Source organism: Pseudomonas sp. efr-133-TYG-23 (assembly GCF_030209215.1).
Classification (GTDB): Bacteria; Pseudomonadota; Gammaproteobacteria; order Pseudomonadales; family Pseudomonadaceae; genus Aquipseudomonas; species Aquipseudomonas rhodesiae.
On sequence record NZ_JARVSL010000013.1, the window covers coordinates 221,996 to 246,543 of the forward strand.

At 57.7% G+C, this 24,548-nt stretch carries 20 protein-coding genes; 6 read left to right on the forward strand and 14 right to left on the reverse strand.

Translation table 11 applies throughout. The features are described from left to right. Positions 1-2: 2 nt before the first annotated feature. Complete coding sequence (trbL, locus tag QRN41_RS08760) at positions 3-1,622, forward strand: P-type conjugative transfer protein TrbL (protein ID WP_285421460.1); 1,620 nt, start codon at positions 3-5, stop codon at positions 1,620-1,622. Positions 1,623-1,624: 2 nt separating this feature from the next. Then, positions 1,625-1,945 carry a hypothetical protein gene (locus QRN41_RS08765; protein ID WP_285421461.1) on the forward strand — a complete coding sequence of 107 codons (321 nt, stop codon included), beginning with the start codon at positions 1,625-1,627 and terminating at the stop codon, positions 1,943-1,945. 556 nt (positions 1,946-2,501) lie between these two features. On the opposite strand, the gene QRN41_RS08770 is transcribed toward QRN41_RS08765, so the two are convergent. The 9 genes from QRN41_RS08770 to QRN41_RS08810 all read right to left on the reverse strand — a co-directional run bounded on the left by QRN41_RS08770 (position 2,502) and on the right by QRN41_RS08810 (position 13,682). Then, entirely contained in the window at positions 2,502-4,673 is a 2,172-nt protein-coding gene (locus tag QRN41_RS08770) for a CHAT domain-containing protein (RefSeq protein ID WP_285421462.1), read from the reverse strand. 678 nt (positions 4,674-5,351) lie between these two features. Next, positions 5,352-5,858 carry a hypothetical protein gene (locus QRN41_RS08775; RefSeq protein WP_238545194.1) on the reverse strand — a complete coding sequence of 169 codons (507 nt, stop codon included), beginning with the start codon at positions 5,856-5,858 and terminating at the stop codon, positions 5,352-5,354. Positions 5,859-6,090: 232 nt separating this feature from the next. Then, positions 6,091-6,969: a helicase RepA family protein gene (locus QRN41_RS08780; RefSeq protein ID WP_285421463.1), complete on the reverse strand. Its 879-nt coding sequence runs from the start codon at positions 6,967-6,969 to the stop codon at positions 6,091-6,093. Positions 6,970-6,972: 3 nt separating this feature from the next. After that, positions 6,973-7,203, reverse strand: a complete 231-nt coding sequence (locus QRN41_RS08785; RefSeq protein WP_024777066.1) for a helix-turn-helix transcriptional regulator — start codon at positions 7,201-7,203, stop codon at positions 6,973-6,975. A 302-nt stretch (positions 7,204-7,505) separates the two neighbouring features. Next, positions 7,506-8,714: a tyrosine-type recombinase/integrase gene (locus tag QRN41_RS08790; protein ID WP_024777065.1), complete on the reverse strand. Its 1,209-nt coding sequence runs from the start codon at positions 8,712-8,714 to the stop codon at positions 7,506-7,508. A gap of 308 nt (positions 8,715-9,022) precedes the next feature. After that, positions 9,023-10,600: a glutamine-hydrolyzing GMP synthase gene (gene guaA, locus QRN41_RS08795; protein WP_167416626.1), complete on the reverse strand. Its 1,578-nt coding sequence runs from the start codon at positions 10,598-10,600 to the stop codon at positions 9,023-9,025. Between the two features lie 126 nt (positions 10,601-10,726). Further along, positions 10,727-12,196 carry an IMP dehydrogenase gene (gene guaB / locus QRN41_RS08800; RefSeq protein ID WP_034115028.1) on the reverse strand — a complete coding sequence of 490 codons (1,470 nt, stop codon included), beginning with the start codon at positions 12,194-12,196 and terminating at the stop codon, positions 10,727-10,729. Between the two features lie 104 nt (positions 12,197-12,300). Continuing rightward, positions 12,301-12,849 carry a hypothetical protein gene (locus QRN41_RS08805; RefSeq protein WP_034100393.1) on the reverse strand — a complete coding sequence of 183 codons (549 nt, stop codon included), beginning with the start codon at positions 12,847-12,849 and terminating at the stop codon, positions 12,301-12,303. Positions 12,850-12,914: 65 nt separating this feature from the next. Beyond that, positions 12,915-13,682, reverse strand: a complete 768-nt coding sequence (locus tag QRN41_RS08810; protein ID WP_167416625.1) for a sulfite exporter TauE/SafE family protein — start codon at positions 13,680-13,682, stop codon at positions 12,915-12,917. Positions 13,683-13,781: 99 nt separating this feature from the next. Between QRN41_RS08810 and QRN41_RS08815 the strand changes: the two genes are divergently transcribed. From QRN41_RS08815 to leuA, 4 genes are all read left to right on the forward strand, one after another. Further along, the gene (locus QRN41_RS08815; protein WP_167416624.1) at positions 13,782-14,672 is read left to right on the forward strand and encodes a LysR family transcriptional regulator; all 891 of its coding nucleotides are present in this window, start codon (positions 13,782-13,784) and stop codon (positions 14,670-14,672) included. A 30-nt stretch (positions 14,673-14,702) separates the two neighbouring features. After that, complete coding sequence (gene xseA, locus QRN41_RS08820) at positions 14,703-16,082, forward strand: exodeoxyribonuclease VII large subunit (RefSeq protein WP_034139222.1); 1,380 nt, start codon at positions 14,703-14,705, stop codon at positions 16,080-16,082. Positions 16,083-16,085: 3 nt separating this feature from the next. Then, positions 16,086-16,907, forward strand: a complete 822-nt coding sequence (locus QRN41_RS08825) for a M23 family metallopeptidase (RefSeq protein ID WP_034139223.1) — start codon at positions 16,086-16,088, stop codon at positions 16,905-16,907. Positions 16,908-17,229: 322 nt separating this feature from the next. Continuing rightward, positions 17,230-18,909 carry a 2-isopropylmalate synthase gene (gene leuA, locus QRN41_RS08830; protein WP_034100403.1) on the forward strand — a complete coding sequence of 560 codons (1,680 nt, stop codon included), beginning with the start codon at positions 17,230-17,232 and terminating at the stop codon, positions 18,907-18,909. A 178-nt stretch (positions 18,910-19,087) separates the two neighbouring features. Here leuA and QRN41_RS08835 read toward each other — a convergent pair whose 3' ends face one another. From QRN41_RS08835 to QRN41_RS08855, 5 genes are all read right to left on the reverse strand, one after another. Beyond that, on the reverse strand, positions 19,088-19,879 hold the full coding sequence (locus QRN41_RS08835) for an amidohydrolase (RefSeq protein WP_285421464.1): 792 nt from the start codon (positions 19,877-19,879) through the stop codon (positions 19,088-19,090). Then, complete coding sequence (locus QRN41_RS08840) at positions 19,867-21,015, reverse strand: pyridoxal phosphate-dependent aminotransferase (RefSeq protein WP_285421465.1); 1,149 nt, start codon at positions 21,013-21,015, stop codon at positions 19,867-19,869. Before QRN41_RS08840 ends, QRN41_RS08835 begins: the two co-directional genes overlap by 13 nt. A 114-nt stretch (positions 21,016-21,129) precedes the next feature. Continuing rightward, the gene (gene der, locus QRN41_RS08845; protein WP_034139225.1) at positions 21,130-22,599 is read right to left on the reverse strand and encodes a ribosome biogenesis GTPase Der; all 1,470 of its coding nucleotides are present in this window, start codon (positions 22,597-22,599) and stop codon (positions 21,130-21,132) included. Between the two features lie 137 nt (positions 22,600-22,736). After that, positions 22,737-23,888 carry an outer membrane protein assembly factor BamB gene (bamB, locus tag QRN41_RS08850; protein ID WP_034100413.1) on the reverse strand — a complete coding sequence of 384 codons (1,152 nt, stop codon included), beginning with the start codon at positions 23,886-23,888 and terminating at the stop codon, positions 22,737-22,739. Then, positions 23,881-24,522, reverse strand: a complete 642-nt coding sequence (locus QRN41_RS08855) for a YfgM family protein (RefSeq protein WP_285421466.1) — start codon at positions 24,520-24,522, stop codon at positions 23,881-23,883. The genes bamB and QRN41_RS08855 overlap by 8 nt, the downstream gene beginning before the upstream one ends. Positions 24,523-24,548: the final 26 nt, after the last annotated feature.

Below are 24,548 nucleotides of genomic sequence, written 5' to 3' on the forward strand. Positions count from 1 at the left end.
TAATGGATCGTCGTCTATTGTTGTTCCTCGCCTTAGCGAGTGTGTTCGTGGCCGGAAATGCTGTGGCCGCGACCGACCTTTCGCATGCCGACACATCGGTTCAGGGCCTACTCGACCTAGTTTTGCAACAGTCGCACCAGTGGTCAGCGAAGCTGTATGACTATGCGATCAGACTGTTCTGGCTCCTGGCCTCAATCCAGTTTATTTGGACTTTCATGCCTCTGGTCATGAAGCAAGCCGATTTCGGCGAGATTGTCGGCGAGCTGCTGCGCTTCATTCTGGTGATCGGTTTCTTCCTTGCAGTCATGAAGTACTCGGTGGAATGGTCGACGGCCATTGTCGATAGCTTCCGTGATGCGGCGGCATCGGCGAGCGGCCTCGGGCGTGCATTAGAACCCGGCGATATGCTGGCAGTTGCGCTGGATTTTGGCCGCACCATGGTGGAGGGCATTTCAGTGTTTTCTCCAGCCAAGGGACTTCTGATTGCTGTATGCGCAATCCTTGTGTTGGCATGTTTCGCCTTCATCGCTGCATTCATGTTTGTCACGCTCGTAGAGTCTTACGTCATCATCAATGCTTCCGTGCTGTTCATCGGCTTTGGCGGTTCGCAATGGACGCGGGATTTTGCAATTGCGCCGATGCGCTTCACCGTTGCGATTGGCGCCAAGCTATTTGTACTAACCCTGATTGTCGGCCTGATCGTCCAGTCGGCAAAGCAGTGGTTGGCCGCCTACACCAATGACGAAGCGTCATTGATGACGATGGTCGGTTTGGCCTTAGTGTGCTGTTACCTCACGAAGACAATTCCTGACCTGATCGGTGGCATGATTAGCGGGACGTCAATGGGCGGTGGCTCGGCCATTGGTGGGATGGCTGTGGCCGGTGCTGCCGGGGCGGCGGCTGCAGCGGCCACCATCGCCACAGCCGGGGCGGCAGCGCCTGCTGCTGCCCTCGGTGCTGCCGGTACTGGTAGCGCAGCCGGGGCTGGGGCGGCGGGTGTCGGTGGACTCGGCGGCAGCGGTCTGGCGGGGGCGATTAACTCCAGCTTTGCCGGTGCCAGCTCCGCAGGTGGTGCCGCGTCGTCTATGGGTGCAGCGGCGTCCTCTGGCGTGGGTGCTAGCACCGGCGGCGCAGCAGCCAAGAGTGCCAGTTCCGCAGGCGCGAAGGTCGGCGGCAGCTCTGCCAATCCTCCCGGGCAGGCGTCGGCCCCGCCGTCCTCTCCAAGCAGCGGCGTACAGCAAGTCGCCAAGCAGGCCGGAAAGGCCGCACAGGGGAACGACGACAAAGACCAGCAGAGGACACCAGAAGGGGGAGTTGTAATCTCCGGCAGCGCACTTTCCCAAGTGGCCGACGGTGGCGCAAAGATGCTCGGCGTGATGGCCTCGATGGCAGTGCCAGGTATGGAGAATGCGCACGCCTTGTCTCTTGGTGCAGGATCTCCGCCACCAGTTTCCGACTATACCAACTCGACCATTCCAGCCAATGGAGCAGAATCGGCCACGGAAGCTTCACAAGCTGGGCCTAACGTCATCCGTCCGGCCTCGGACACTAACTCTGCTACCGGCCGCCTCGCCTCGCTCAAGGTGCCGGGAATGACCTCGAACGATCAACCGGAGAAATAACCATGATGGGCTTTCTGATGTTCGCTGGATTCGTAGTATTCGCCTTTACGTTCGCCATCGGCATGTGGGCGCTCAACAGGTGGCTGCGCAGCAAGGGCTATGGGCCGCAACTCGATGGGCTGGATCGCCAATTCACGGCCTTGCAACTTCGAGTAAGCCCGCTGGCCTTGTCGGCGTCCTATCGCATGTTTGCCGGAGCACAGATCATCAATCGTTTACCTCTGCTGGGAAGCAAGAGTAGCGCCTGTCTGAACCAGCAAGTATTAGCGGCCATACAAGCTGCGAAGAAAGAGGAGAAGCTCAAGAGGCGCGACAAGCTGTGACCGATGACCAATCCCACGCAACCCCGCCTTACCGCGGGGCTTGCTTGCCAGACAGCGCGCCTCCTTTCGTATACCCCAGCTTAGGACTCAAACATGCTTCCGCTCTGTTCCAGAGCTGCGCGAGCCGTAGACAACGCTCCGCGTTGACACACCGCCCCTGCGGCTACTCGTGACATTTGATCACGGGGCCTATTCTAGGCTGCGCCGGTCAGAAGCAAGGGCTTCGCCATTAGTAATACGCACGGACTTTGTACACCACCCGAGGCTCCACGATTAGGCTCTGTACGAAATCCCGAGAAACACAATCGCCGCGCCTCGAACGCTGAGATTTTGTAAAGCTCCCGCACTCGACGGAAAGAGTTCTGTCAGGGCCACCCAAGCCTCAGATGGCGCTCGGACAAAAGAGGGGCTAAAGAAGCTGCCGATCTCGCTCTAGGCCGCAGTTGCGGTGACCTGACAGCCAAGATCCACATACTCTTCGATGCCAAGAGTAGACGCGAGGAGCGACCGCAAGTAAGTGATTTAACTCCGTCGTCGCCTCAATATGAGGACAAGTCTATTTCACAACGGGAATGTGGTTTTCAGCTACCAAAATAATGGATTCGGGATTGCCAATCTGAATGTACTTTAGACATTCAGGTAGCGCGAAGTAATCTACAATGAACTGTTCGATGGCCGCTATCGCAAGACCGGTTTTTGTGCTTGTGTACTGCAATATATCTTCATGCCAGTTTTCACTGAGTGGGTCAACCCGCGTGCCTGCGAAGTAATTGAGATCCCTTTTTGTATTTGGACTCAACACAAATTTATTCGCCAACAATTCGAACAGCTCCGAGTAGTAGGATCGCCTTACCATGCCAGATACAAAACTCGACCAGCGGACGCTGACACCGTCTTTAGCAGACAGTCTTCTGGGCAAATACAGCTGGATCCTCAATAGCAAACGAGCAACAAAGATAGAAGCTTCTTTACTAAGGATTGGAAGAGCGCTAGCGAGAACGGTTTTTGCGCCAGCGCGGAGGAAAGCTGATGCAGTGGAATAGTGATTTCTATCTATCGGGTTAGTATCGCACGAGCACAACACAACAATCGGAGACGCTTGAAATTCGTCAATGAAATCGTAAAGAGATACGAGATCCTTGCCTACTGCGAAGCTGCCCGCCCCCTGTAAATCGTGACCGCCATGCATGTTGAAGATCGTTATCGCACAGTCATTATCTAACAAGCTCGATCTAAACTCATCAGCGCTATTAACCTTGAACCACTCAATTTCAAGCTCTAAAGGCGTGACGCTTTCAAAGTCTTCTGTCACTCCTAAGGTAGCCCTGTGCTTGGCTAAAGATTCTGCATCGTACGCTCGCCGAGTAACGATATTTACTCTCTTTTCCAGATCGTCTTTTCGTTTGTCACTCTCTTCAAACGAACTTATAACTCTTATTTTTTTTAGATTATCGATGGTCAAGCAAATCTGCTCCCCGTCAAGGAGTAACATAGTGGCTGGTAAGCCCGGTGAGACTGGGATTCGGCTGACTTCGTGCCTTACCATAAGCGGTAGCCCATTGTGAATACCCCACTCGACTGGAAGGTTCGACACTATTTTAATAGCTGAAGTGGAGGTGGACGGAATAAATTTAAGTGGTATCTCCAGAAATTTTTCTAGCTCACTGACTAGGCCTGCAACCTGCTTCCCGACCTTGGTGCTATTCGATCCACGATCAATGATGCCAATGTCTTTGAGATAGCCAAATAGATCCCTATTAGCTAATGGCATCTTTATGGTAGCTGACGCGTAACTGGCAGCATATAGAGCTACCATCGCCTCTAATAAGAGACGCTCCTCATAAAACTGCACGATGAAGGGATTGCTTCTAAGCCCCTCTGAAATCGTGTTTCTATTGATTAGCGTGAGCGCTTTGACTAACGTCCCCGGATCTGTATGACCATCATTCTTAAGATAGTTTTGTGTATAATTCTGTTTAAACACAAGAGAGCCTAGGTTACTCGACATGTCCGAAAGCACGAGATCGACATGCGGCAATATGGAAGAGCGGTCTAATGTTTTTGCGATATCAAGCTGTAGGCGTCTCAGCAGTCCCAACGGCTTCATTACATCTTCCTCGTCCCACTGCAAACCTACATCCTCAAAGCTATAAGACACTTTGAGCGAGGAGAGTACGTCCAAGCTGGCACGATTATAGATACTCCTTGCAAATTTATAATTAGTATCTATGCAAAGATCGACCTCCCCATAACTTAGCACCTCTTCAAGTTCGGTTATATAATCCAGCGCTTCCTTAGAAAGCTCTTTGGAGACCTCCAAAAGATTTTTCCTAACGGTAGAAAAATCTAGACTTTCTAACCCAACAGACCTGTGATTCTCGACGGATGCCACAGCGGAGGAAAGGAACAGGGCACGTGAAATCTTAGACAAATCCGCTTCATCAGCAACTAAAGCAACTTTGAACTCATAGGGCAGTCGACAAGCAGCATCAATCGATGAGCAAAAACGCACTTTGTAACCGTCATGCAAGCCACTCATACGAAAGCCTATCATGGCCTCAACCGGCGCGAATATCTCTCCCATATTCTTTGGTAGAGTGGATATTATCCGAAAGACATTAGAATTTCGAATGATAAAGCTATCATATCCATTAAAGAAGGAGCCGCTGTAATTATCGGCAACTACAATTATATAACAGATGCTATTAAGGTATTTTTGATTCAACATTTTGAGTCCATTCACATTGAGAAACTTTATCAAGCTACCACCTTTTAACTGAAATTTGAATTATGCGGTCAGCAGTGGCTGATGTCCTTGGCTTGACCGCCAGTGAGAGGAAGAGCAACGGTATCCCTTTGGCGTCGCAGGGTATTTGGTCTTGGTTGCCAGGTCTCCAAGACTGCGGCATAGAGCGTGACCGCGCAGGCTTGTCAGCCCCCTTTTTTCAAAGCGCCAGATGGTTTCGAGTTGCCATCACAGAATTCTTTCCCGTCGATTACGGGGGGAATTTGTAAAATCTTAGCGTTCGAGAGCAGCTACTGGGTTTTTTAGGATTTCGTACAGAACCTAGTAATACGCAGGGACTTGTCTCAGCCCCATCGATTACGCATTGCTGCTTGGCTATACGCGGCGGTCTGATCAACTTCTAAGGCATCCGCAACACTGACCATCCTGTAAGCGTCTGAGCGCTTCTACAGCGCGCTCGACGTATAGTCGCTCTTCCTTTTGGTGCCAAAAGGCCGTAGGCCGACTGGCAAGGCCTGACCGCGCCTAAGCGCGGGCTGCGCCGCGCAGGACTGAATATCCTGAAGATCCTGCTAACCCCGGGCGGGTGTGGCACGTTTCGGGCGGGTGTGACGCGCTACCGGGCGGGTGTGACACGCCATCGGGCGGGTATGGCACGCTTCAGCTGCTGCAAGCACTGCTTTTCTTGATGCGATCACCATCAAGTACAAGCCCAATTCCCCTTAGATCTTCAGCTTCCTCCTTGAGCCTTCGCCGCGCATTGCGCATGTCCTGACTTGAGGCTTGTCCGGCTACCGCCACGATAACGGTGTCTAGATACCAACCGCCTGTAGGCACTACTTTGTGGCTCAAAACGTGCCGAGCTACCGCTTGGCTTATGCCGTGCTGGAGGCGCGCAATGGGAGCTGGGTCGTAGTAGAGACTCAGATCATGCTCAAGGAGCATTACAAGCGCAATTCCGAGCCGCACCCGCCATAGGTTCCGGGCTCCTCCTGTCAGAGGATCGGGACGTGTCATGGGTGAAGGGATGACGTGGTCAATCAATCCGCCGATGATTGGAAAATCAAATTGCGGCGTTTCAATTATGATCGTTGCGGCTCGCAGTTCGGCGAGCAGCTTTTCGATCTGTGTGAAGCTGTAGCGGCTATCGGAAAGTGTCTTTCTCACACGCGCGGGATCTACCAGAAGTTCTACGCCACCATCTGAGACAGACCGTCGACGTTCTGCGCAGTACAGAACAGCTTCCAGTATGTCCGCGTGCCTCTGCCCTAGTCTGCCTGTCACGCGGCAGCGCCCAAATGATGTTTCTGCCCAATTACCCTCCCGCAGTCGCGGGCGCTGGCTAGGCTGATAAAGCATCACTCTGGCCTGTGCGATAGAACTGGTGGGGACCACGGCGTTACCACCGCTCATCGTCACTTCCGTTTACGACTTGCAGCGGGGTACCTTTCTTCACTTCCGCCAACTCAACCGGCACAAGAACGCCGCCTTCCTGGCGCTGGTACCATTGGTCGAGCGGGGTGGCGTCGTAGTTCTGCTTGCTAACACCGAAACGAACAAAAAACTTGCGCCTATCGTTGCCAATGGCCTGTCGCTCATAGGTGCGATCACTCAGTCGCTTTGCCTCGTCCTCTGTCATCTTGGCCACGAAGCCGCACCAACGGGCGTTATCGATTAGAGCTGATGCGCCCCGCGCTGCCTGCTGCTGATCGACTTGCCCCTCGCGAGCGCTGCCTTTACTGACATGATGAAGGTAAAGCACCGATGCTCCGGTGCTGGCCGCAACGTGCTCAAGCGTGGCGACAAGCCGAGACATGTCGCCGTTGCTGTTCTCGTCACGATCGTGAATCCGGCTGAGTGTATCCAGTACGATCAACCGGGCACCGATGCAAAACTCGGTGATACGGGCAAGATGCCGATCATCCATGACGTTTAGTCTTTTGCCCATGATCGACTCAAGGACGAGATTCTTCGCTATGGCCTCGCGTGCCTGCTGATTTAAGTGCTGGCCTATGGCATGAATGCGGCGCACCAACGCGACTTCGGGATCTTCTCCGGCGAAATAGACCACTCGACCAGCGCATGAGGGGGCAAGCCCTACAAGATCACCGCCGGCAACGCTGCATGCGATAGCCATCGCCGCTTCCAACGCCCAGAAGCTCTTCCCTGTAGCTCCGGGAGCTACCAATGCTCCCACTGTGCCAGCGAGGAAGCCAGGCCATATGAAGTCCAGTGTGGGCGGTTCGTTCTCGAATGCTGCCCGTAAGTCAATCGCCACAACTCAAGCTCCCATTCCGGGACGCGTGGCCGGGCCGGATTGCCTGCACGTATCAATCCATGTCTCGACCTCTTCCAAATCCCAGACGACCTTCCGGCTGCTAACGGCAATGCGACGAGGGAATTTCCCCTGCTTTTCGAAGTTATAAATCGTCCGCTCACACAAGGGAATCATTGCCAGCAATTGCTTTTTGCTGATGAGCACTTTGCTCGACTTCCTCGATTCTTTTTCCACACCGAACTCCTCGTTTGTCGCATTTGAGGTTCGATTATTGCCCCATATTTCCAGAGCATTCCACAGATATTTATGGATTTATTACCTTTAAAATCAGTATCTTACTGTCCTACAAACGTATAGTTTCGGGACAGAAAAACAACGCGATATCGTTGTTCTTTCAGGAGTTTTTTTCGTCAAAGACGTCAGGAAAAATGTGTCCCACAAACGGGTAGTTTCCGGACAGAAAAAAAACCACGAATGTGGTTTTTTGATAGAGAAAACTAGATCAGCTCCCGATTACCCCATCACGCAAAACGCAATCAACTCTCTGAACGTGTTCTCTTACGCGTCCATTCGTCAATCATATCCGCCCAATCTTGCAACATCGCCCGACGCTGATCACGGTATTCAGCCTTGTTGTAAACGGCCCGTACGCCCTTCTGCTCGTGCGCAAGGCACTTCTCAATCCAGTCTGAGTTGTAACCCGCCTCATGCAGCAGCGTGCTTGCTGTGCGCCTCAAATCATGCGGGCCGAACTTGCTCAGCGGCTGCCCTTCTTTCTGCGCGAGCCGATAAGTCAGCGTCAGCACCTGATTGATCGTCGCGGTGCTCATTGGCAAGTCAGAATCGTACCGAGAGGGAAAGACGTAATCTGAACCACCAGCAAACGTCTTCAACGCAATGAAGAAATCCAAAGCCTGCTGAGATAAGAACACCAAATGGGGGTTGCGGCGCTTCATCCGCTCTTTCGGAATGGTCCATAGGGCTTCGCTGAAATTGATTTCGTTCCAGGTAGCGTTGGTCAATTCACTTTTACGAACCATGGTCAGCAACAACAGCTTAGCGGCGACTCTCACGGATGAGGCGGTGCCGATGCGGTCCAGGTATTGATACATCAACGCGATTTCGTCAGGTCCTAAAGCGCGGTCACGTGGCTCGAATTTAGCGATGCTTGCAGGACGTACCAGATCCGCCGGGTTCTCGACCTTCTGGCCACGCTCTATCGCCCATCGGAACACCTGCATCACAATCTCGCGGGAGTGCACAGCCGTGGCTGGAGCTCCACGCTCCACAATTGCATCAGTCAGCGTTCGCAGATCCTCATGATTGATTTCCACCAGTTTCTGATTACCGAAGTGCGGCTTTAGCTCGCGCTCGTAAACCGACCGGCGCATGTCACGCGTCGAGTCAGCCATCTGATACCCACGCAGCCATTTCTCAGCCCACGCATCAAATGTCTCTGCCCCTTTGGTGCGTGCCTTGGCACGTGCTTTCTCTTTGGCAGGTGACTTACCCGCCGAAACCATCTTTTTAGCCTCGCCCAGGCGCTCTCTGGCTTCCGCAAGTGTGATGCCACCCACGCCATAACGACCGAACGTGATGGTCTCCTGACGGCCATTGATTGAGTAGTTGTAACGAAATGAGATGGAACCGGCAGCAGTGACGGCCACGTACAGCCCGTCGCGGTCGTTCACCTTGTAGAGTTTTTCTTGCGGTTTGAGGTTACGCAGCTTGGTATCGGTCAGCATGGCAGTTACGGATCCCATGGAAAAAATACCATGCTCAGAAAAGCACTCATGCACCAAGATAAAACCCAATGAAACCGGGCTGATGATGAGATTTGATACCATGCCCTTCCCTACTAGGGCGACATGGTATCGAGCACCGAACATGGCATTTGGCTCAGTCAATGCCCTGTACCATGCCATACAAACACGGTGCTTGGCGATGCACAAAGCTGCCAGAATTTGCCAGACCCAAAAAGCCAAAAGCCCGCATTTACGCGGGCTCCAGGGCACTTCTTGCTAGTTGGTGCCGGACAATGCCGGACGTCCAATCATTCCCACTCAATGGTCGCTGGCGGCTTGCTCGACACGTCATACGTCACGCGCGAGATGCCTTCGATCTCATTGATGATACGGCCGCTGACGGTTTCCAGCAGTTCGTACGGCAGGTGTGCCCAGCGGGCGGTCATGAAGTCGATGGTTTCCACTGCACGCAGGGCCACGACCCAGGCGTAACGACGGCCATCGCCGACCACGCCAACCGACTTGACCGGCTGGAACACCACGAACGCCTGGCTGACTTTGTGGTACCAGTCGGCCTTGCGCAATTCTTCGATGAAGATATGGTCGGCGCGACGCAGCAGGTCGGCGTATTCCTTCTTCACTTCACCAAGGATACGCACACCCAGGCCCGGGCCTGGGAAGGGGTGACGGTAGACCATGTCGTACGGCAGGCCCAGTTCCAGGCCCAGGCGACGGACTTCGTCCTTGAACAGTTCGCGCAGCGGTTCGACCAGCTTGAGGTTCATTTCCTCAGGCAGGCCACCCACGTTGTGGTGGGACTTGATCACGTGGGCCTTACCGCTCTTGGCGCCGGCCGACTCGATCACGTCGGGGTAGATGGTGCCCTGGGCGAGGAACTTGATGTTGTCCAGTTTGCTGGACTGGGCATCGAACACGTCGATGAAGGTGCGACCGATGATCTTGCGCTTCTTCTCCGGGTCGGACTCGCCGGCCAGGTTATTCAGGAATTGCTCTTCGGCGTTGGCGCGGATTACTTTGACGCCCATGTTCTCGGCGAACATGGCCATCACTTGCTCGCCTTCGTGCAGGCGCAACAGGCCGTTGTCGACGAACACGCAGGTCAGTTGGTCGCCGATGGCCTTGTGCAGCAGCGCAGCAACCACGGAGGAGTCAACGCCGCCCGACAGACCAAGCAGCACGTTGTCGGTACCGACCTGGGCGCGTACTTGAGCGATGGCGTCTTCAGCGATTTTCGACGGGGTCCACAGGGCTTCACACTCGCAGATATCGAGGATGAAGCGCGACAGAATGCGCCCGCCTTGCTTGGTGTGGGTCACTTCCGGGTGGAACTGCACGCCGTAGTAGCGACGCTCGTCGCTGAACATGCCGGCGATCGGGCAGCTCGGAGTGCTGGCCAGGATGTGGAAGTCTTCCGGCATCTTGGTGACCTTGTCACCATGGCTCATCCATACGTCGAGGCCGAACAGGCCGTCGGCGTCGACGTGATCTTCGATGCCGTCCAGCAGGCGGCTCTTGCCGACCACGTCCACACGGGCGTAACCGAACTCACGCAACTCGGAACCTTCGACCTTGCCGCCCAGTTGCTCGGCCATGGTCTGCATGCCGTAGCAAATACCGAAGACCGGCACGCCCAGGTCGAACACGGCTTGTGGGCAGCGCGGGCTGTTGGCTTCGTGCACGGACTCGGGGCCGCCGGCGAGGATGACACCTTTAGGGGCGAATTCGCGGATCGCTTCGTCGTCCATGTCGAACGGATGCAGTTCGCAATACACGCCGATTTCACGCACGCGGCGGGCGATCAGTTGGGTGTACTGGGAACCGAAGTCGAGGATCAGGATGCGGTGGGCGTGAATGTCGAGGGCCATGAGAGAAACTCTGAAGAGCAGTTGCAAGCTTCAAGCTGCAAGCTGCAAGTAATCGGAAGCCGCGCGGTAGCTGTACGAATACAGCCCCGCTTGCAGCTTATAACTTGTGGCTTATAGCTGTCGGCATCAGCCGACCCGATAGTTTGGCGCTTCCTTGGTGATCTGCACGTCGTGGACATGGGATTCAGCCATGCCGGCGCCGGTGATCCGTACGAACTCTGGCTTGGTGCGCATTTCGTCGATGTTGGCGCTGCCGGTGTAGCCCATCGAGGAACGCAGGCCACCCATCAGTTGATGGATGATGGCGCTCAGGGTGCCCTTGTACGGCACACGGCCTTCGATACCTTCCGGAACGAGCTTCTCAGCGCCAGCCGAGGAGTCCTGGAAGTAACGGTCGGAAGAGCCTTGCGCCTGGGACATGGCGCCCAACGAACCCATGCCGCGGTAAGCCTTGTACGAACGGCCCTGGAACAGTTCGATTTCGCCCGGCGCCTCTTCGGTACCGGCGAACATCGAGCCCATCATCACGCAGGAGGCACCGGCGACGATGGCCTTGGACAGGTCACCGGAGAAACGGATGCCGCCGTCGGCGATCAACGGTACGCCAGTGCCTTCAAGGGCAGCGGCGACGTTGGCGATGGCGCTGATTTGCGGCACGCCCACACCGGCGACGATACGGGTGGTGCAGATCGAGCCAGGGCCGATACCGACCTTGACCGCATCCGCGCCCGCTTCGGCCAGGGCCTTGGCGGCAGCGCCGGTGGCGATGTTGCCGCCGATCACTTGCACTTCAGGGAAATTCTGTTTGACCCAACGTACGCGGTCGATCACGCCTTTGGAGTGACCGTGGGCGGTGTCGACCACCACCACGTCCACACCGGCAGCGACCAGGGCCGCAACGCGGTCACCCGTGTCTTTACCGGTGCCGACGGCGGCGCCGACGCGCAGACGACCTTGGTCATCCTTGCTGGCCAGCGGGTAAGCCTTGGCTTTTTCGATGTCGTTGACGGTCATCATGCCTTTGAGGGCGAATTTGTCGTCGACGATCAGCACGCGCTCGATGCGGTGCTTGTGCAGCAATTCGCGCACGTCGTTCTTGTCGGCGCCTTCCTTGACCGTGACCAGACGCTCTTTAGGCGTCATCACTTCGCGGACGGTGACTTCAAGACGGTTCTCGAAACGCACGTCACGGGAGGTAACGATGCCGACCAGGTCGCCATCGTGCAGTACCGGAACGCCGGAGATGTTGTGCAGGCGGGTCAGGTCGAACAGATCACGCACGGTAGCGTCGGCTTCGATGGTGATCGGATCCTTCACCACACCGGCTTCGTAACGCTTGACCTTGCGCACTTCGGCAGCTTGCTGCTCGATGGTCATGTTCTTGTGGATGATGCCGATGCCGCCTTCCTGAGCCATGGCAATGGCCAGACGGGCTTCGGTAACGGTGTCCATGGCAGCGGAGACCAGGGGAATATTCAGCTCGATGCCACGGGTTAGGCGGGTCTTGAGACTGACTTCGTTAGGAAGCACCTCGGAATAACCAGGCACTAGGAGAATGTCGTCGAATGTCAGAGCTTCTTGGCTGATACGCAGCATCGCGGGGGCTCCCGAGCGGGAAAATGGAAGCGCGCCATTATATACATGCACCCTGCCTGGCTCAATGTAAAACTCTGACAAACTTGGTAATACTGATAGATGGATTAAAGTTCGACCTTGACCCAACTGATCTTCTGGTCCAGCCAATCGGCAAATTCGTCGATAAAGCTCTGCTTGAAGCCCGCTTCAGCCCAGTTGTTGAAGATAAATCCCAGGTTGGAAAACCCGCACTCCTGCAAGAACAGAAAGCCGTTGATGTCATCTTCATGCCCGCACAGTGGGCAGGTGAAGTTGTCGGTGTGGCCGGGCATCCAGTCTTCCAGGCTTTCGAACAACGCCTCCCCCACTTCCCGCCGACACTCCGGGCAGCCGGCCTCGCCAAGAAAGCCTTTGGCGGGCGTGTAGATACAGCGTTTATAGATAATTTCCAGCCCATTGACCGGCTCGTTGAACGGTAGCGCTTCGGGGTACAACACCACGGCGCGAGCGCCGTCGGCCAGGGCATAGCCCATGCGGTTGCCGGTGCGGCCGCAGGTGGTCAGTTCTTCCTTGACGATATTCTTGCGCACCAGCCAGCGCACGATTGCCCGAGCGCGGGGTTCGTGCACGGGCAAAGTGGAGATTTTCGGAACAAGGATGCTTTGGGAGTTCATGGGAGTCCTGCGGTGTGGCTTCTGACGCCTGGGAGGACGGCAGCTTAATCCCTGAAGAAATCAGGTCAAGTACTCAAATACCGTCCAATCAACGCAATGCCGCTGGCCAGCACCAGCCAAGTCACCAAGCGCACGAATGCCTCCCGCGACAGGCGCATCGTCAACCTGCGCCCTGCCCACAACCCCACGGCCATCGCCGGCAACAAGCACACGGCAAGCAGCAACAGCGGTAAGTCCGCATACACGCCGGCGATCAGGAACAGACTCAAGCGCACCACAGTGCTGCAACTGATCAACGCACTTTGGGTGGCGCGCGCCGCGTCCTTGGGCAGACGACTGTTCAGGTAGATCGCATATAAAAAACCGCCGCTGCCGAACAGCGCACCAAACAGCCCGCCGATCGTCCCCATCGGGATCGACCAACCCGCAGCCAACTGCGTCGGGCGGCCCTTTATCGCCAGGCTATAAAGGGCGTAGGCACTGATAAACAACCCCATCAACAGCAGCAGCAGGTCGGAATGCAGATTGAGCAAAAACACCACGCCCAAGGTGCAACCGACGGCCATGCACGGCAGCAGGCGCAATAACTCGGGCTTGCTCACGTCTCGTCGGGTTTGCAGCAAACCGCCAAACGCCGCGACAAAATCCAACAGCACCAGCAGTGGGATGATCTTCGACAGCGGCATAAACACAATCAACACCGGCCCGGCCACCAGCGCCGTGCCAAAGCCGGCGATGCCGAACACGATATAGGCAACGGCCACGCCCAGGCCGATCACGAGCCACTCCAAACCGCTAAACGACCACTGACTTATCAGCTCAACCGGGCCCATGGGTGATTCCTTGCAAGAGATAGCGTTCACTTTAGCCATCGACGAGCGTTGCGACTAATATCTTCAAATCCCTCAAGTCATCTTAAAAAGGCATAACGCGTGATCTCCACCCGTCAATTGCGCTACTTCGTTGAAATCGCCGACAGCGGCAGTTTCAGTGCCGCGGCCGAGCGCCTGTTCGTCGCGCAATCGGCCTTGAGCCGGCAAATCAAGGCGCTTGAGCACCAACTGCAAACGCCGCTGTTCGAACGCACGGCGCGCCAACCGAAGCTGACCGCGGCGGGCGAAGCCTTTTACCCTCGGGCGCGCAACCTACTGAGCGAACTGCATAAGGCCAGTGAAGTGGCGACCCAGATCGGCAGCGGCCAGGTCGGCACCCTGCGTCTGAGCCATTCGAGCACCGTGCCGATGAGCGGCGTGCTGCTGCGCGGCATCAGTGCCTGGCTGGAGCGCTGCCCTGGGGTGTCGGTGGATATCGCCAAGATGTCCTCCGAAGCGCAGCTGGAAGAGATCGCCGACGGCCGCCTGGACATCGGCCTGCTGCGCTTGCCGGTGTTGCGCCAGCGCGAAGGCGTGCGCGTACAGCCTTTATACAGCGAACCCTTGATGCTGGCGGTGCCGCCGAACCATGCGCTGGCTGGCCGTGATGCGCCCATAGAGCTGGCGCAGTTGCGGGATGAGGCGTTTATTTCAATCCCCCATCCTCAGCGCGGCGGTTTGAGTTATCTGTCCGCCGAGCTGTGCATGCGCGCCGGTTTTTTCCCCAAGGCGGCTCGGGTGATGTCGCGCAAGACCACGCAGTTGCAGTTGATCCAGGCCGGTTTCGGTATTGCCTTGTTACCAAAATCCATGCAGGACATTGCACCTGCCAACCTGCGTTTTTTACCTCTGGTCGAGCCGGACAGCCTCAGCACCGTGGCCCTGGCCTGCGCGCAAGGGCCGAGCGCGCTGGTCGAGCAATTCTGCCAAACCCTAAGCGAATGCCTATAAACTGCCGCCCATGATTAAAGACCTGTTGCCATGATTAAAGACCCGTTTGCCCGTCTGGGCCTGGACCGCGAAGTTCTGACTGTCAGCCAGCTCAACGGCCGTGCGCGGGTGTTGCTGGAAGACGTGTTCGCCAATATCTGGGTCGAAGGCGAAATCTCCAACCTCGCCCGCCCGGCGTCCGGCCACGTGTATTTCACCCTCAAGGACAGTGGCGCCCAGGTGCGCTGCGCATTGTTTCGCAGTAACGCCGCACGGGTTCGGCAGGCCTTGAAGGATGGCCTGGCGGTGAAGGTGCGCGGCAAGGTCTCGTTGTTTGAGGGCCGTGGTGATTACCAGTTGATTCTCGACACCGTGGAGCCCGCAGGCGACGGTGCGCTGCGCCTGGCCTTCGATGCGCTGAAAGAAAAACTCAGCGCCGAAGGTCTGTTCAGCGCCGAGCGCAAAGTGCCGCTGCCGGCCCACCCGCAGCGCATCGGCATCATCAGCTCGCCCACCGGCGCGGTGATCCGCGACATCATCAGTGTATTCCGTCGCCGTGCGCCGCAGGTGCAACTGACGTTGATCCCCACCGCCGTGCAAGGCCGCGAAGCCATCCCGCAAATTGTACGGGCGCTGAAACTGGCGGATGCGCGCGGCTTCGACGCACTGATCCTGGCCCGTGGCGGCGGTTCGCTGGAGGACCTCTGGTGCTTTAACGAAGAAGCCGTGGCCCGTGCGGTGGATGCCTGCGTAACCCCTATTGTCAGCGCCGTCGGCCATGAAACCGATGTGTCGATCAGCGACTTCGTGGCTGACGTACGTGCGCCTACACCGTCCGCTGCCGCCGAGCTGCTGGCGCCGGATTCAAGCCATCTGGTGCGCCAGGTGGAGAACCTGCATCGGCGCCTGGTGATGCTGATGCGCAACCGCCTGCGGCACGACCGCTTGCGACTTGAGGGCATGGCCCGCCGGCTGCGTCATCCGGGCGAACGTCTGCGCCAACAGGCCCAACGCCTGGACGACCTGGACATGCGCCTGCGCCGTGCCTTCGAGCGTAGCCTCAACACCCGTCGCGAGCGCTTGATCCGCCTGGAAACCCGCCTCGCCGGCCAGCATCCGGGACGCCAACTGGCCCTATTGCGCCAGCGCTTGGACAGCCTCGCCGAACGCCTGCCGCGCGCCATGCGCGAAGGCCTCAAGGCGCGTCGCCTGCAATTGCAAAGCCAGGTGCAGACGCTGCAGGTGGTCAGCCCGCTGGCCACCCTGGGCCGCGGCTACAGCATCCTGCTGGACGAGCGCGGCCAAGCCATTCGCAGTGCCGCGCAGACCCACACCGGCCAGCGTCTGACCGCGCGACTCGGTGAAGGCCAATTGCAAGTGCGGGTGGAAGACAACCACCTGACACCCGTTACCCTTTCGTTACTGGATTGATCGATGCCACGTCTTTTTAGCCTGTTGATGCTGCTATGCCTCACCTTTAACGCCCACGCCGACAGTTACATCAGCCGCACCCTGAACAAACCGGTGCCGGGCGGCGTGGCAGTGGTCGAGCTGGGCCCTTCGGCAACGGCGCCCAAGGCCACGTATCAAGGCAAGCCGGTGCTGGTGGTCAAGGAACAGGACAATTGGCTGGCGATCGTCGGCATTCCGCTGACGGTCAAACCCGGCAACGAGCGCATCAGCAGCGGCGGCCGCAGCCTGCCCTTTATCGTCGGCTATAAAAAGTACCCGGAACAGCGCATCACCTTGAAGAACAAAAGCCAGGTCAACCCTGCCCCGGCGCAGCTCAAGCGCATCGAGGCCGAGCTGGCGGTACAGATCAAGGCTTACCGCAGCTTCAGCCCGAACCTGCCGAGCAATCTGGTGCTGGACAAGCCAGTTAACGGTCCGCTGTCGAGCAAGTTCGGCGTGCGCCGCTTTTTCAACGGCGAAGAGCGCAACCCGCATTCGGGCCTGGACTTCGCGGTGCCCGCCGGCACGCCGATCAAAACGCCTGCAAACGGCAAAGTGATTCTGGTGGGCAATTACTTTTTCAACGGCAATACCGTGTTCGTTGATCACGGCCAAGGCTTTATCAGCATGTTCTGCCACATGTCCACGATCGACGTGAAGGTCGGCCAGCAACTTGTGCGAGGCGCGGTGGTGGGCAAGGTCGGCTCGACCGGCCGCGCGACGGGGCCGCACATGCACTGGAACGTCAGCCTTAACGATGCGCGGGTGGACCCAGCGATCTTTATTGGCGCTTTCCAACCTTGATATCCGCGATTGCGCGCCTAAGAATTGGCGCGCAATAAAACCCATATCAAACCCGGATAATTGGCAGAAAATCTCGATCAGACTGCACAACAAAGAACTTCTATCAATTTTTTTCGACTGCTTGCCATCATTCACCTCGGCGGTTAGGGTTGGACCTATGAAAACCTCTCATACCCTCATTCAGCTCCGCCAGCACCGCAGCCTGTGCCTTGTCAGCGCACGACTGCCAGGCTGAATCGATCTGCCTCGTCTTGTGCTTTATCCCCAATAACAGTTCCACGGCAGGCCGCCTCTTCTCGGCCCCTACACAAAGGATTTCCCGATGAGCATGCTCAAAGACCCGTCTTCGAAGTACCGCGCGTTCCCGACCATCGATATCCCGGACCGCACCTGGCCATCGAAAACCATCACCGCCGCGCCGATCTGGTGCAGTTCCGACTTGCGTGATGGCAACCAATCGCTGATCGAACCGATGGATGCGGTAAAAAAACTGCGTTTCTGGAAAACCCTGGTCGCGGTGGGCGTGAAGGAAATCGAGGCCTCCTTCCCGGCGGCCTCGCAGACCGACTTCGACTTTGTGCGCACCCTGATCGAAGACAACCACATCCCCGAGGACACCACCATCCAGGTGCTGACCCAGGGCCGTGAAGACTTGATCGCACGTACCTTCGAATCCCTGCGCGGAGCCAAGAAGGCCATCGTGCACTTGTACAACGCCACCTCGCCGTCGTTTCGCCGCATCGTGTTCAACCAGGACAAGGACGGGATCAAGGCGATTGCGGTCAACGCCGCCAAGCTGTTCGTCAAATACGCCGCCCAGCAACCGGAAACCCAGTGGACCTTCGAGTACTCGCCTGAGACCTTCAGTGCCACCGAACTGGAGTTCGCCAAGGAAGTCTGCGACGCCGTAATCGAGGTGTGGAACCCAACACCGGAGCACAAGGTCATCCTCAACCTGCCGGCCACCGTGGAATGCGCCACGCCAAATATCTATGCCGACCAGATCGAGTGGTTCGGTCGCCATATCAACCGCCGTGACAGCGTGATCATCAGCCTGCACACCCACAACGACCGTGGTACCGGCGTGGCCGCCACCGAGTTGGGCCTGATGGCCGGTGCCGACCGTGTCGAAGGCTGCCTGTTCGGCAACGGCGAGCGCACCGGTAACGTCGATCTGGTCACCGTGGCCCTGAACCTCTATACCCAGGGCGTGGACCCTGAGCTGGATTTCTCCGATATCGACGGCGTGCGTAAAGTCGTTGAAGAGTGCAACCAGATCCAGGTCCACCCACGTCACCCGTACGTCGGCGACCTGGTTCACACCGCGTTCTCCGGCTCCCACCAGGACGCGATCCGCAAGGGCTTTGCCCAGCAGAAATCCGACGCACTGTGGGAAGTCCCGTACTTGCCGATCGACCCGGCCGATATCGGCCGCAGCTACGAGGCCGTGATCCGCGTCAACAGCCAGTCGGGCAAGGGTGGCATCGCCTACCTGCTGGAACAGGAATACGACATCAGCTTGCCGCGTCGCATGCAGATCGAGTTCAGCCAAGTGGTGCAGGCCGAAACCGACCGCGTGGGCCTGGAGATGACCGCACCGCAAATCTATGCGTTGCTGCAACGTGAATACCTGCAAGCCAACACACCGTATGCGTTGGTCAGCCATCGTTTGCAGGAAGAGAACGGCAACAGCTTCGTCGAGGTGGAAGTCTCCGGCAAAGGCCAGGGCGAGACCAACCTGCACTGGAAAGGCAAAGGCAACGGCGCGCTGGAAGCCTTGGTGGCCGGCCTGCCGGTGGCGGTCGAGATCATGGACTACAACGAACACGCCATCGGCGCGGGCACCAACGCCAAGGCGGCGGCCTACATCGAACTGCGTGTGAACGGCGAACGCCCGGTGCATGGCGTGGGCATCGATGAAAACATCACCACGGCCAGCTTCAAGGCATTGTTCAGTGCACTGAACCGCTCGTTGAGCCAGTTGGAAGCGAAGGCGGCGTAAACGCCGGCCGCTGAGTGCCAAAGGCCCCTGGGTGTGAATCCAGGGGCCTTTTTATTGAGTATCGGATTTGGGTTGACTGTCACTGTCAGGGACTCATCGGGGGCAAGCCCCCTCCCACATTTTTGAATGTTTTCACAAATCAACCTGTAGGAGGGGGCTTGCCCCCGATAGCGGTCAGTCAGACGAACTGAAAACGATCGGCATCCAGATGCGCCGGAAACCGGGCGCGATACGCCGCCAACTCCGCCGCTTCCAGCTTCACCTGAAACACCCCGTCAGCCTCCCCCGCACTGAGCAACGTCTCTCCCTGGAAGTCCAGCACCTGACTGTCGCCGGTGTAGGCAAAGCCTTTGCCGTCGGTGCCGACCCGATTCACCGCGGCTACATAACACAGGTTTTCGATGGCCCGCGCCGGTAGCAAGCGGTTCCAGTGCTGGCGCCGGGCGCCGGGCCAGTTGGCCGTGTACAACAGCAGGTCAGTGTCTTGAGCGTCGCGGCTCCAAACCGGGAAGCGCAGGTCGTAGCAAATCAACGGGCGTATACGCCAGCCCTTCAATTCGAACTGCACTTGGCGCTCGCCGGGGGTGTAGTGATTGTGCTCACCGGCCATGCGGAATAGATGGCGCTTGTCGTAATGCAACACCTCACCATCGGGCCGTGCCCATAGCAGGCGATTGCGGTGGCTGCCATCGGCGGCCTGGATGATCACACTGCCGGTGATCACTGCGTCGTATTTGACCGCTTGGGATTGCAACCACTGCTGGGTGGGACCGTGTTCCGGCTCGGCGAGGGCCTGGGACTCCATGGAGAAACCCGTGGTAAACATCTCGGGCAGTACGATCAGATCGGCTCCCCTGGCCTGCTCCAGCAGCGGTTCAAAATGCTCAAGGTTGGCCTGGCGGTCGTGCCAGGCCAGAGTGGTCTGTATCAGGGCAATCGTCAGATCGGGCAGTGCAGTCAGATCACGCATAGTTTTTCGGCTGCCTGGCGCAGCGTGTCCTCACGTTTGGCAAAGCACAAGCGCACCAGACGCTGGCCTTGGGGTGGGTGCTGGTAGAACACCGAGATCGGAATGCTCGCCACCCCATGTTCACGGGTCATCCACAGCGACATGGCGACGTCATCCAGATCCGGGCGTATCTGTGAGTAGTCCACCAATTGGAAGTAAGTACCGGTCACCCGGGTAAAACTCAAACGCGACGGCGCCAGCAAGTCGCAGAACAGGTCGCGCTTGGCCTGATAGAACGCCGGCAGTTCGTCGACATGCTCCGGGTGTTCGGCCATGAAGTCAGCCAATGCGCACTGCAACGGCGTCACACCACAGAAATTGACGTATTGGTGCACCTTGCGCAGTTCGGCCATCAGCGCCGGTGGGGCGACGACATAGCCGGTTTTCCAGCCGGTGACGTGATAGGTCTTGCCAAAGGAGCTGACCACGAACGCACGTTGGTACAGCTCCTCATGGGCCAACACGCTGACGTGAGAAACTCCGTCGAATACTAAGTGCTCGTAAACCTCATCGCTGACCAGGTAAATATCGCGGTCGCGGATCAGTTCAGCCAATTGGTCCAGCTCAGCACGGCTGATCAGCGCGCCGGTCGGGTTGTGGGGGGTGTTGAGGATGATCATGCGCGTGCGCGGCGACAGCGCGGCCTTGATTCGTTCAAAATCCAGCGCGAAGCCTTGCAGGCTCAGTTGCACATGCACGCAACGGCCGCCGGCCAGCTCCACCGAGGGTTCATAGCTGTCGTAACACGGGTCGAACACGATGACTTCGTCGCCGCTGCGAATTACTGCCTGGATGGCGCAAAAGATCGCGGCAGTCGCGCCAGGCGTGATGGTCACTTCGGTGTCGGGATTGACCGTAACCCCATAACTGCGGGCGATCTTGGCCGCCACTTGCTGACGCAGAGCCGGCAAACCCGTCATAGGCGAATATTGGTTATGGCCGGCGGCAACATGCTTGCCCACCGCGTCGAGCAAACCTTGAGGCCCGTTGAAATCGGGGAAACCCTGGGACAGGTTGAGGGCGCCGGTTTCAGCGGCGAGTTGCGACATGGTGGTAAAAATGGTCGTGCCGACCGTTGGCAGCTTGCTGGTGATCATCGAAGGCCCCTGCGGATGAGCCCCAAGTTTTAAGCTGCCAACCCGGTTGGGTCAAGGCACAAACCGGCGCGCACAAAAAAGGGCTCATCAAGAGCCCTTTCTGCGAAGTCGATATCAGCGCTTGTCGCGGCGCTTTTTGTCGGCTTTCTTGTGGTGAGTCATCAAACGACGCTTCTTGTTCACCTGACGGTCAGTCAGTGTGTTCTTGTTGCCTTCGTATGGGTTCTCGCCACCTTTGAACTCGATACGAATCGGCGTACCGACCAGTTTCAAGACACGACGGTAGGTGTTTTCCAGGTAACGCACGTAGGACTTGGGCACCTTCTCGATCTGGTTACCGTGAATCACGATAATCGGCGGGTTGGCACCACCCAAGTGGGCGTAACGCAGCTTGATCCGGCGGTTATTGACCATCGGCGGCGCGTGCTCGCCCACTGCGTCTTCCAGGATCTGGGTCAGACGGTTGGTCGGCCAGCGGGTGACCGCGGACTTGAACGAGTTCTGTACGGAGGCATACAGGTTACCCACGCCAGTGCCGTGCAACGCCGAGATGAAGTGGATATCTGCAAACTCGACGAAGAACAGTCGACGCTGCAGCTCGACCTTGACGAAGTCGCGCTCGCTCGGCGTCATGCCGTCCCACTTGTTGATCGCGATCACCAGTGCCCGACCGGCCTCCAGGGCGAAGCCCAGCAGGTTGAGGTCGTGGTCCACCACGCCTTCACGGGCGTCCATCACAAAGATCACCACGTTGGCGTCCTTGATGGCTTGCAGGGTCTTCACCACGGAGAATTTTTCAACTTCCTCATGGATCTTGCCGCGCTTGCGCACACCGGCGGTATCGATCAGCGTGTACTTCTCGTCGTTGCGTTCGAACGGGATGTAGATGCTGTCGCGGGTGGTGCCTGGCTGGTCATAGACGATGACGCGGTCTTCACCGAGCATGCGGTTGACCAGGGTCGACTTGCCCACGTTGGGGCGGCCGATAATGGCGATCTTGATACCGTCTTTTTCGCTCGGGCCAGGAATGCGCTTGGCTTCCTCGCCTTCGGCGACGATCTCTTCTTCGCCCTCTTCTTCCTCGACATCATCTTTCGGGAAGTCGCGCAGAGCGACCTCCAACATCTGAGTGATGCCGCGACCGTGGGCACCGGCAATCGGGATCGCGTCACCCAGGCCCATCGGGCTGAATTCGGCACGGGCCTGCTCAGGATCGATGTTGTCGATCTTGTTGGCGACCAGGTAGGAGCGTTTGTTGCGCTTGCGCAGGTGCTCGCCGATCATCTGGTCGGCAGCGGTGTAGCCAGCGCGGGCGTCCACCAGGAACAACACGACATCGGCTTCTTCAATGGCCAGCAGCGACTGCTCGGCCATTTTTTCGTCCATGCCATGCTCGTCACCGGAGATACCACCGGTGTCGACAATAATGTAGGAGCGCCCTTGCCACTTTGCCTCACCGTATTGGCGATCACGGGTCAGACCGGACAAGTCGCCGACAATGGCGTCGCGAGTCCTGGTCAGGCGGTTGAACAAGGTGGACTTGCCGACGTTAGGTCGGCCCACCAGGGCGATTACGGGAACCATGCGGCTCTCCACTTCGTTATTTCAGAAAATACAAAAGCCGCTGCAGGGCAGCGGCTGGTGCTCGGGGCAGCATATTCATGCCGCATGCCCTGCCGAAGCAGGGCCGCCTGGGGGTAACCCCAAGCATAGTCAAACCTTTACTTGATGGTCAGGGCTTCCAGCTTGCCGCTGTTGCCATACACATAAAGCATGTTACCCACCACCAGCGGACGCGCACGCAGGCCGTCGCTGTCGATACGCTCGCGACCGACAAAACGACCGTCCACCTGGCTCAGCAGGTGCAGGTAGCCTTCGAAGTCGCCGACCGCCACATAGCTGGAGAATACTTCCGGCGCCGACAACTGACGGCGAGCCAGCGAGTCATTGCTCCACAACGCAGTGGTAGTACGCTCGTCGACACTTTCCACGGTTCCCGACGCCAGGCTGACATAGACGCTGCCAAGCCCCTGCGCGACACCGGCGTAGCTGGAAGCATCACGCTGCCAGTTCACCCGACCGGTCTGCAGGTCCAGTGCCGCGACACGGCCTTGGTAAGTGGCGACGTAGAGGGTTTCGCCCGACAGCAGCAACCCGCCATCGATATCCACAACGCGATCCAGCTCGGAACGACCTTGTGGGATGGCCACGCGGGTTTCCCAGGCCGGTACGCCGTTAAGCGTATCAAGGGCGACCACTTTACCGGTCGACAGACCTACCACGGCCAGATTATTGGTCACTACCGGACCGCTGGTACCGCGCAAGGTCAACACCGCCGGGGTACTGTCGTACAACCAGCGCTGTTCGCCGGTGCTGGCGTCCAGGCCAATCACACGGTCGTCCTGGGTCTGCACCACGACCACATTGCCATTGGTGGCAGGGGGTGCGAGTACTTCACTGGTCACGCGAGCGCGCCATTTCTCTTCACCGGTGCTGGAATCCAGCGCCACGACTTCGCCCTTGAGCGTGCCGAGCATTACCAGGCCATAACCCACGCCAACGGCGCCGGACACTGGCAGTTCCAGGTCTTTCTTCCACTTGACGTCGCCGTTCATGCGATCCATCGAGATCACAACGCCGGTCACGTCAGCGGCAACGATGTTTTCACCGTCGATAGCCGGCACCAACATGTTGTAGGTTTCGCCCTGACCGTCACCGATGGAGCGGCTCCACTGCTTTTGCAGGACCACTTCTTCCTTGAAGCTGGTCAGCTCGGCCGGAGGCAGTTCTTTTTTACTGTTGCTGCTGCAACCCGCGGCCAGAACGGCCAGAGCCAGCAATGCTGCATGTTTCCAACGGATCACGTCACGCATCCCCTTTGGCCAAGTCGTCCAGCTTGATTTGTAAGCCACCGACCGCCGCTTCATCAGACAGCGCCGCCTTGGCTTTTTGGTACGCAGCATTCGCTTCGTCGGTACGACCCAATTGGACCAGCAGGTCGCCCTTGAGCTCTTCGCAAGTAGCTACAAATGCTTTGTCAGCATCGCCGTCGAGCAGTTTGAGTGCTTCGTCAGCTTTGTTCTGTGCCGCCATCACCTGAGCCAGGCGCTGACGCGCGATTTCACCCAGGGTCGGGTTGGTCGGCTTGTCGACGATGGCTTTCAGCTCGGTGGCTGCATCATCCAGCTTGCCGGTATCGACCGCGACTTTCGCGACGAACAAGCTGCCGTACTGGGCGTAGGTGCTGCCGCCGAATTCGTTCTTCAGCTTGCCTGCCAGGTCGGCCACGCGCGCCGGATCGGGCTTACCGTCCGGTGTCAGGGTGGTTTCCAGCAATTGCTGATAAACGATCGAGGCGCCTTGGGATTGGTTGGCCTGATACTTGGTCCAGGCTTGCCAGCCGAACACCACCACTAAAGCCAGCAGACCGCCGGTAACCAGGGGCTTGCCGTTACGCTGCCACCAGTCCTTGAACTCGGCCAACTGCTCATCATCAGTACTCGACACCCCAATACTCCTTAATCGCTAAATTC

Coding starts and splice junctions, on each gene's coding strand:
- trbL (WP_285421460.1), top strand. CDS start 3: ATGGATCGTCGTCTATTGTTGTTCCTCGCCTTAGCGAGTGTGTTCGTG.
- QRN41_RS08765 (WP_285421461.1), top strand. CDS start 1,625: ATGATGGGCTTTCTGATGTTCGCTGGATTCGTAGTATTCGCCTTTACG.
- QRN41_RS08770 (WP_285421462.1), bottom strand. CDS start 4,673: ATGTTGAATCAAAAATACCTTAATAGCATCTGTTATATAATTGTAGTT.
- QRN41_RS08790 (WP_024777065.1), bottom strand. CDS start 8,714: ATGCTGACCGATACCAAGCTGCGTAACCTCAAACCGCAAGAAAAACTC.
- guaA (WP_167416626.1), bottom strand. CDS start 10,600: ATGGCCCTCGACATTCACGCCCACCGCATCCTGATCCTCGACTTCGGT.
- guaB (WP_034115028.1), bottom strand. CDS start 12,196: ATGCTGCGTATCAGCCAAGAAGCTCTGACATTCGACGACATTCTCCTA.
- QRN41_RS08805 (WP_034100393.1), bottom strand. CDS start 12,849: ATGAACTCCCAAAGCATCCTTGTTCCGAAAATCTCCACTTTGCCCGTG.
- QRN41_RS08810 (WP_167416625.1), bottom strand. CDS start 13,682: ATGGGCCCGGTTGAGCTGATAAGTCAGTGGTCGTTTAGCGGTTTGGAG.
- xseA (WP_034139222.1), top strand. CDS start 14,703: ATGATTAAAGACCCGTTTGCCCGTCTGGGCCTGGACCGCGAAGTTCTG.
- QRN41_RS08825 (WP_034139223.1), top strand. CDS start 16,086: ATGCCACGTCTTTTTAGCCTGTTGATGCTGCTATGCCTCACCTTTAAC.
- leuA (WP_034100403.1), top strand. CDS start 17,230: ATGAGCATGCTCAAAGACCCGTCTTCGAAGTACCGCGCGTTCCCGACC.
- QRN41_RS08835 (WP_285421464.1), bottom strand. CDS start 19,879: ATGCGTGATCTGACTGCACTGCCCGATCTGACGATTGCCCTGATACAG.
- QRN41_RS08840 (WP_285421465.1), bottom strand. CDS start 21,015: ATGATCACCAGCAAGCTGCCAACGGTCGGCACGACCATTTTTACCACC.
- der (WP_034139225.1), bottom strand. CDS start 22,599: ATGGTTCCCGTAATCGCCCTGGTGGGCCGACCTAACGTCGGCAAGTCC.
- bamB (WP_034100413.1), bottom strand. CDS start 23,888: ATGCGTGACGTGATCCGTTGGAAACATGCAGCATTGCTGGCTCTGGCC.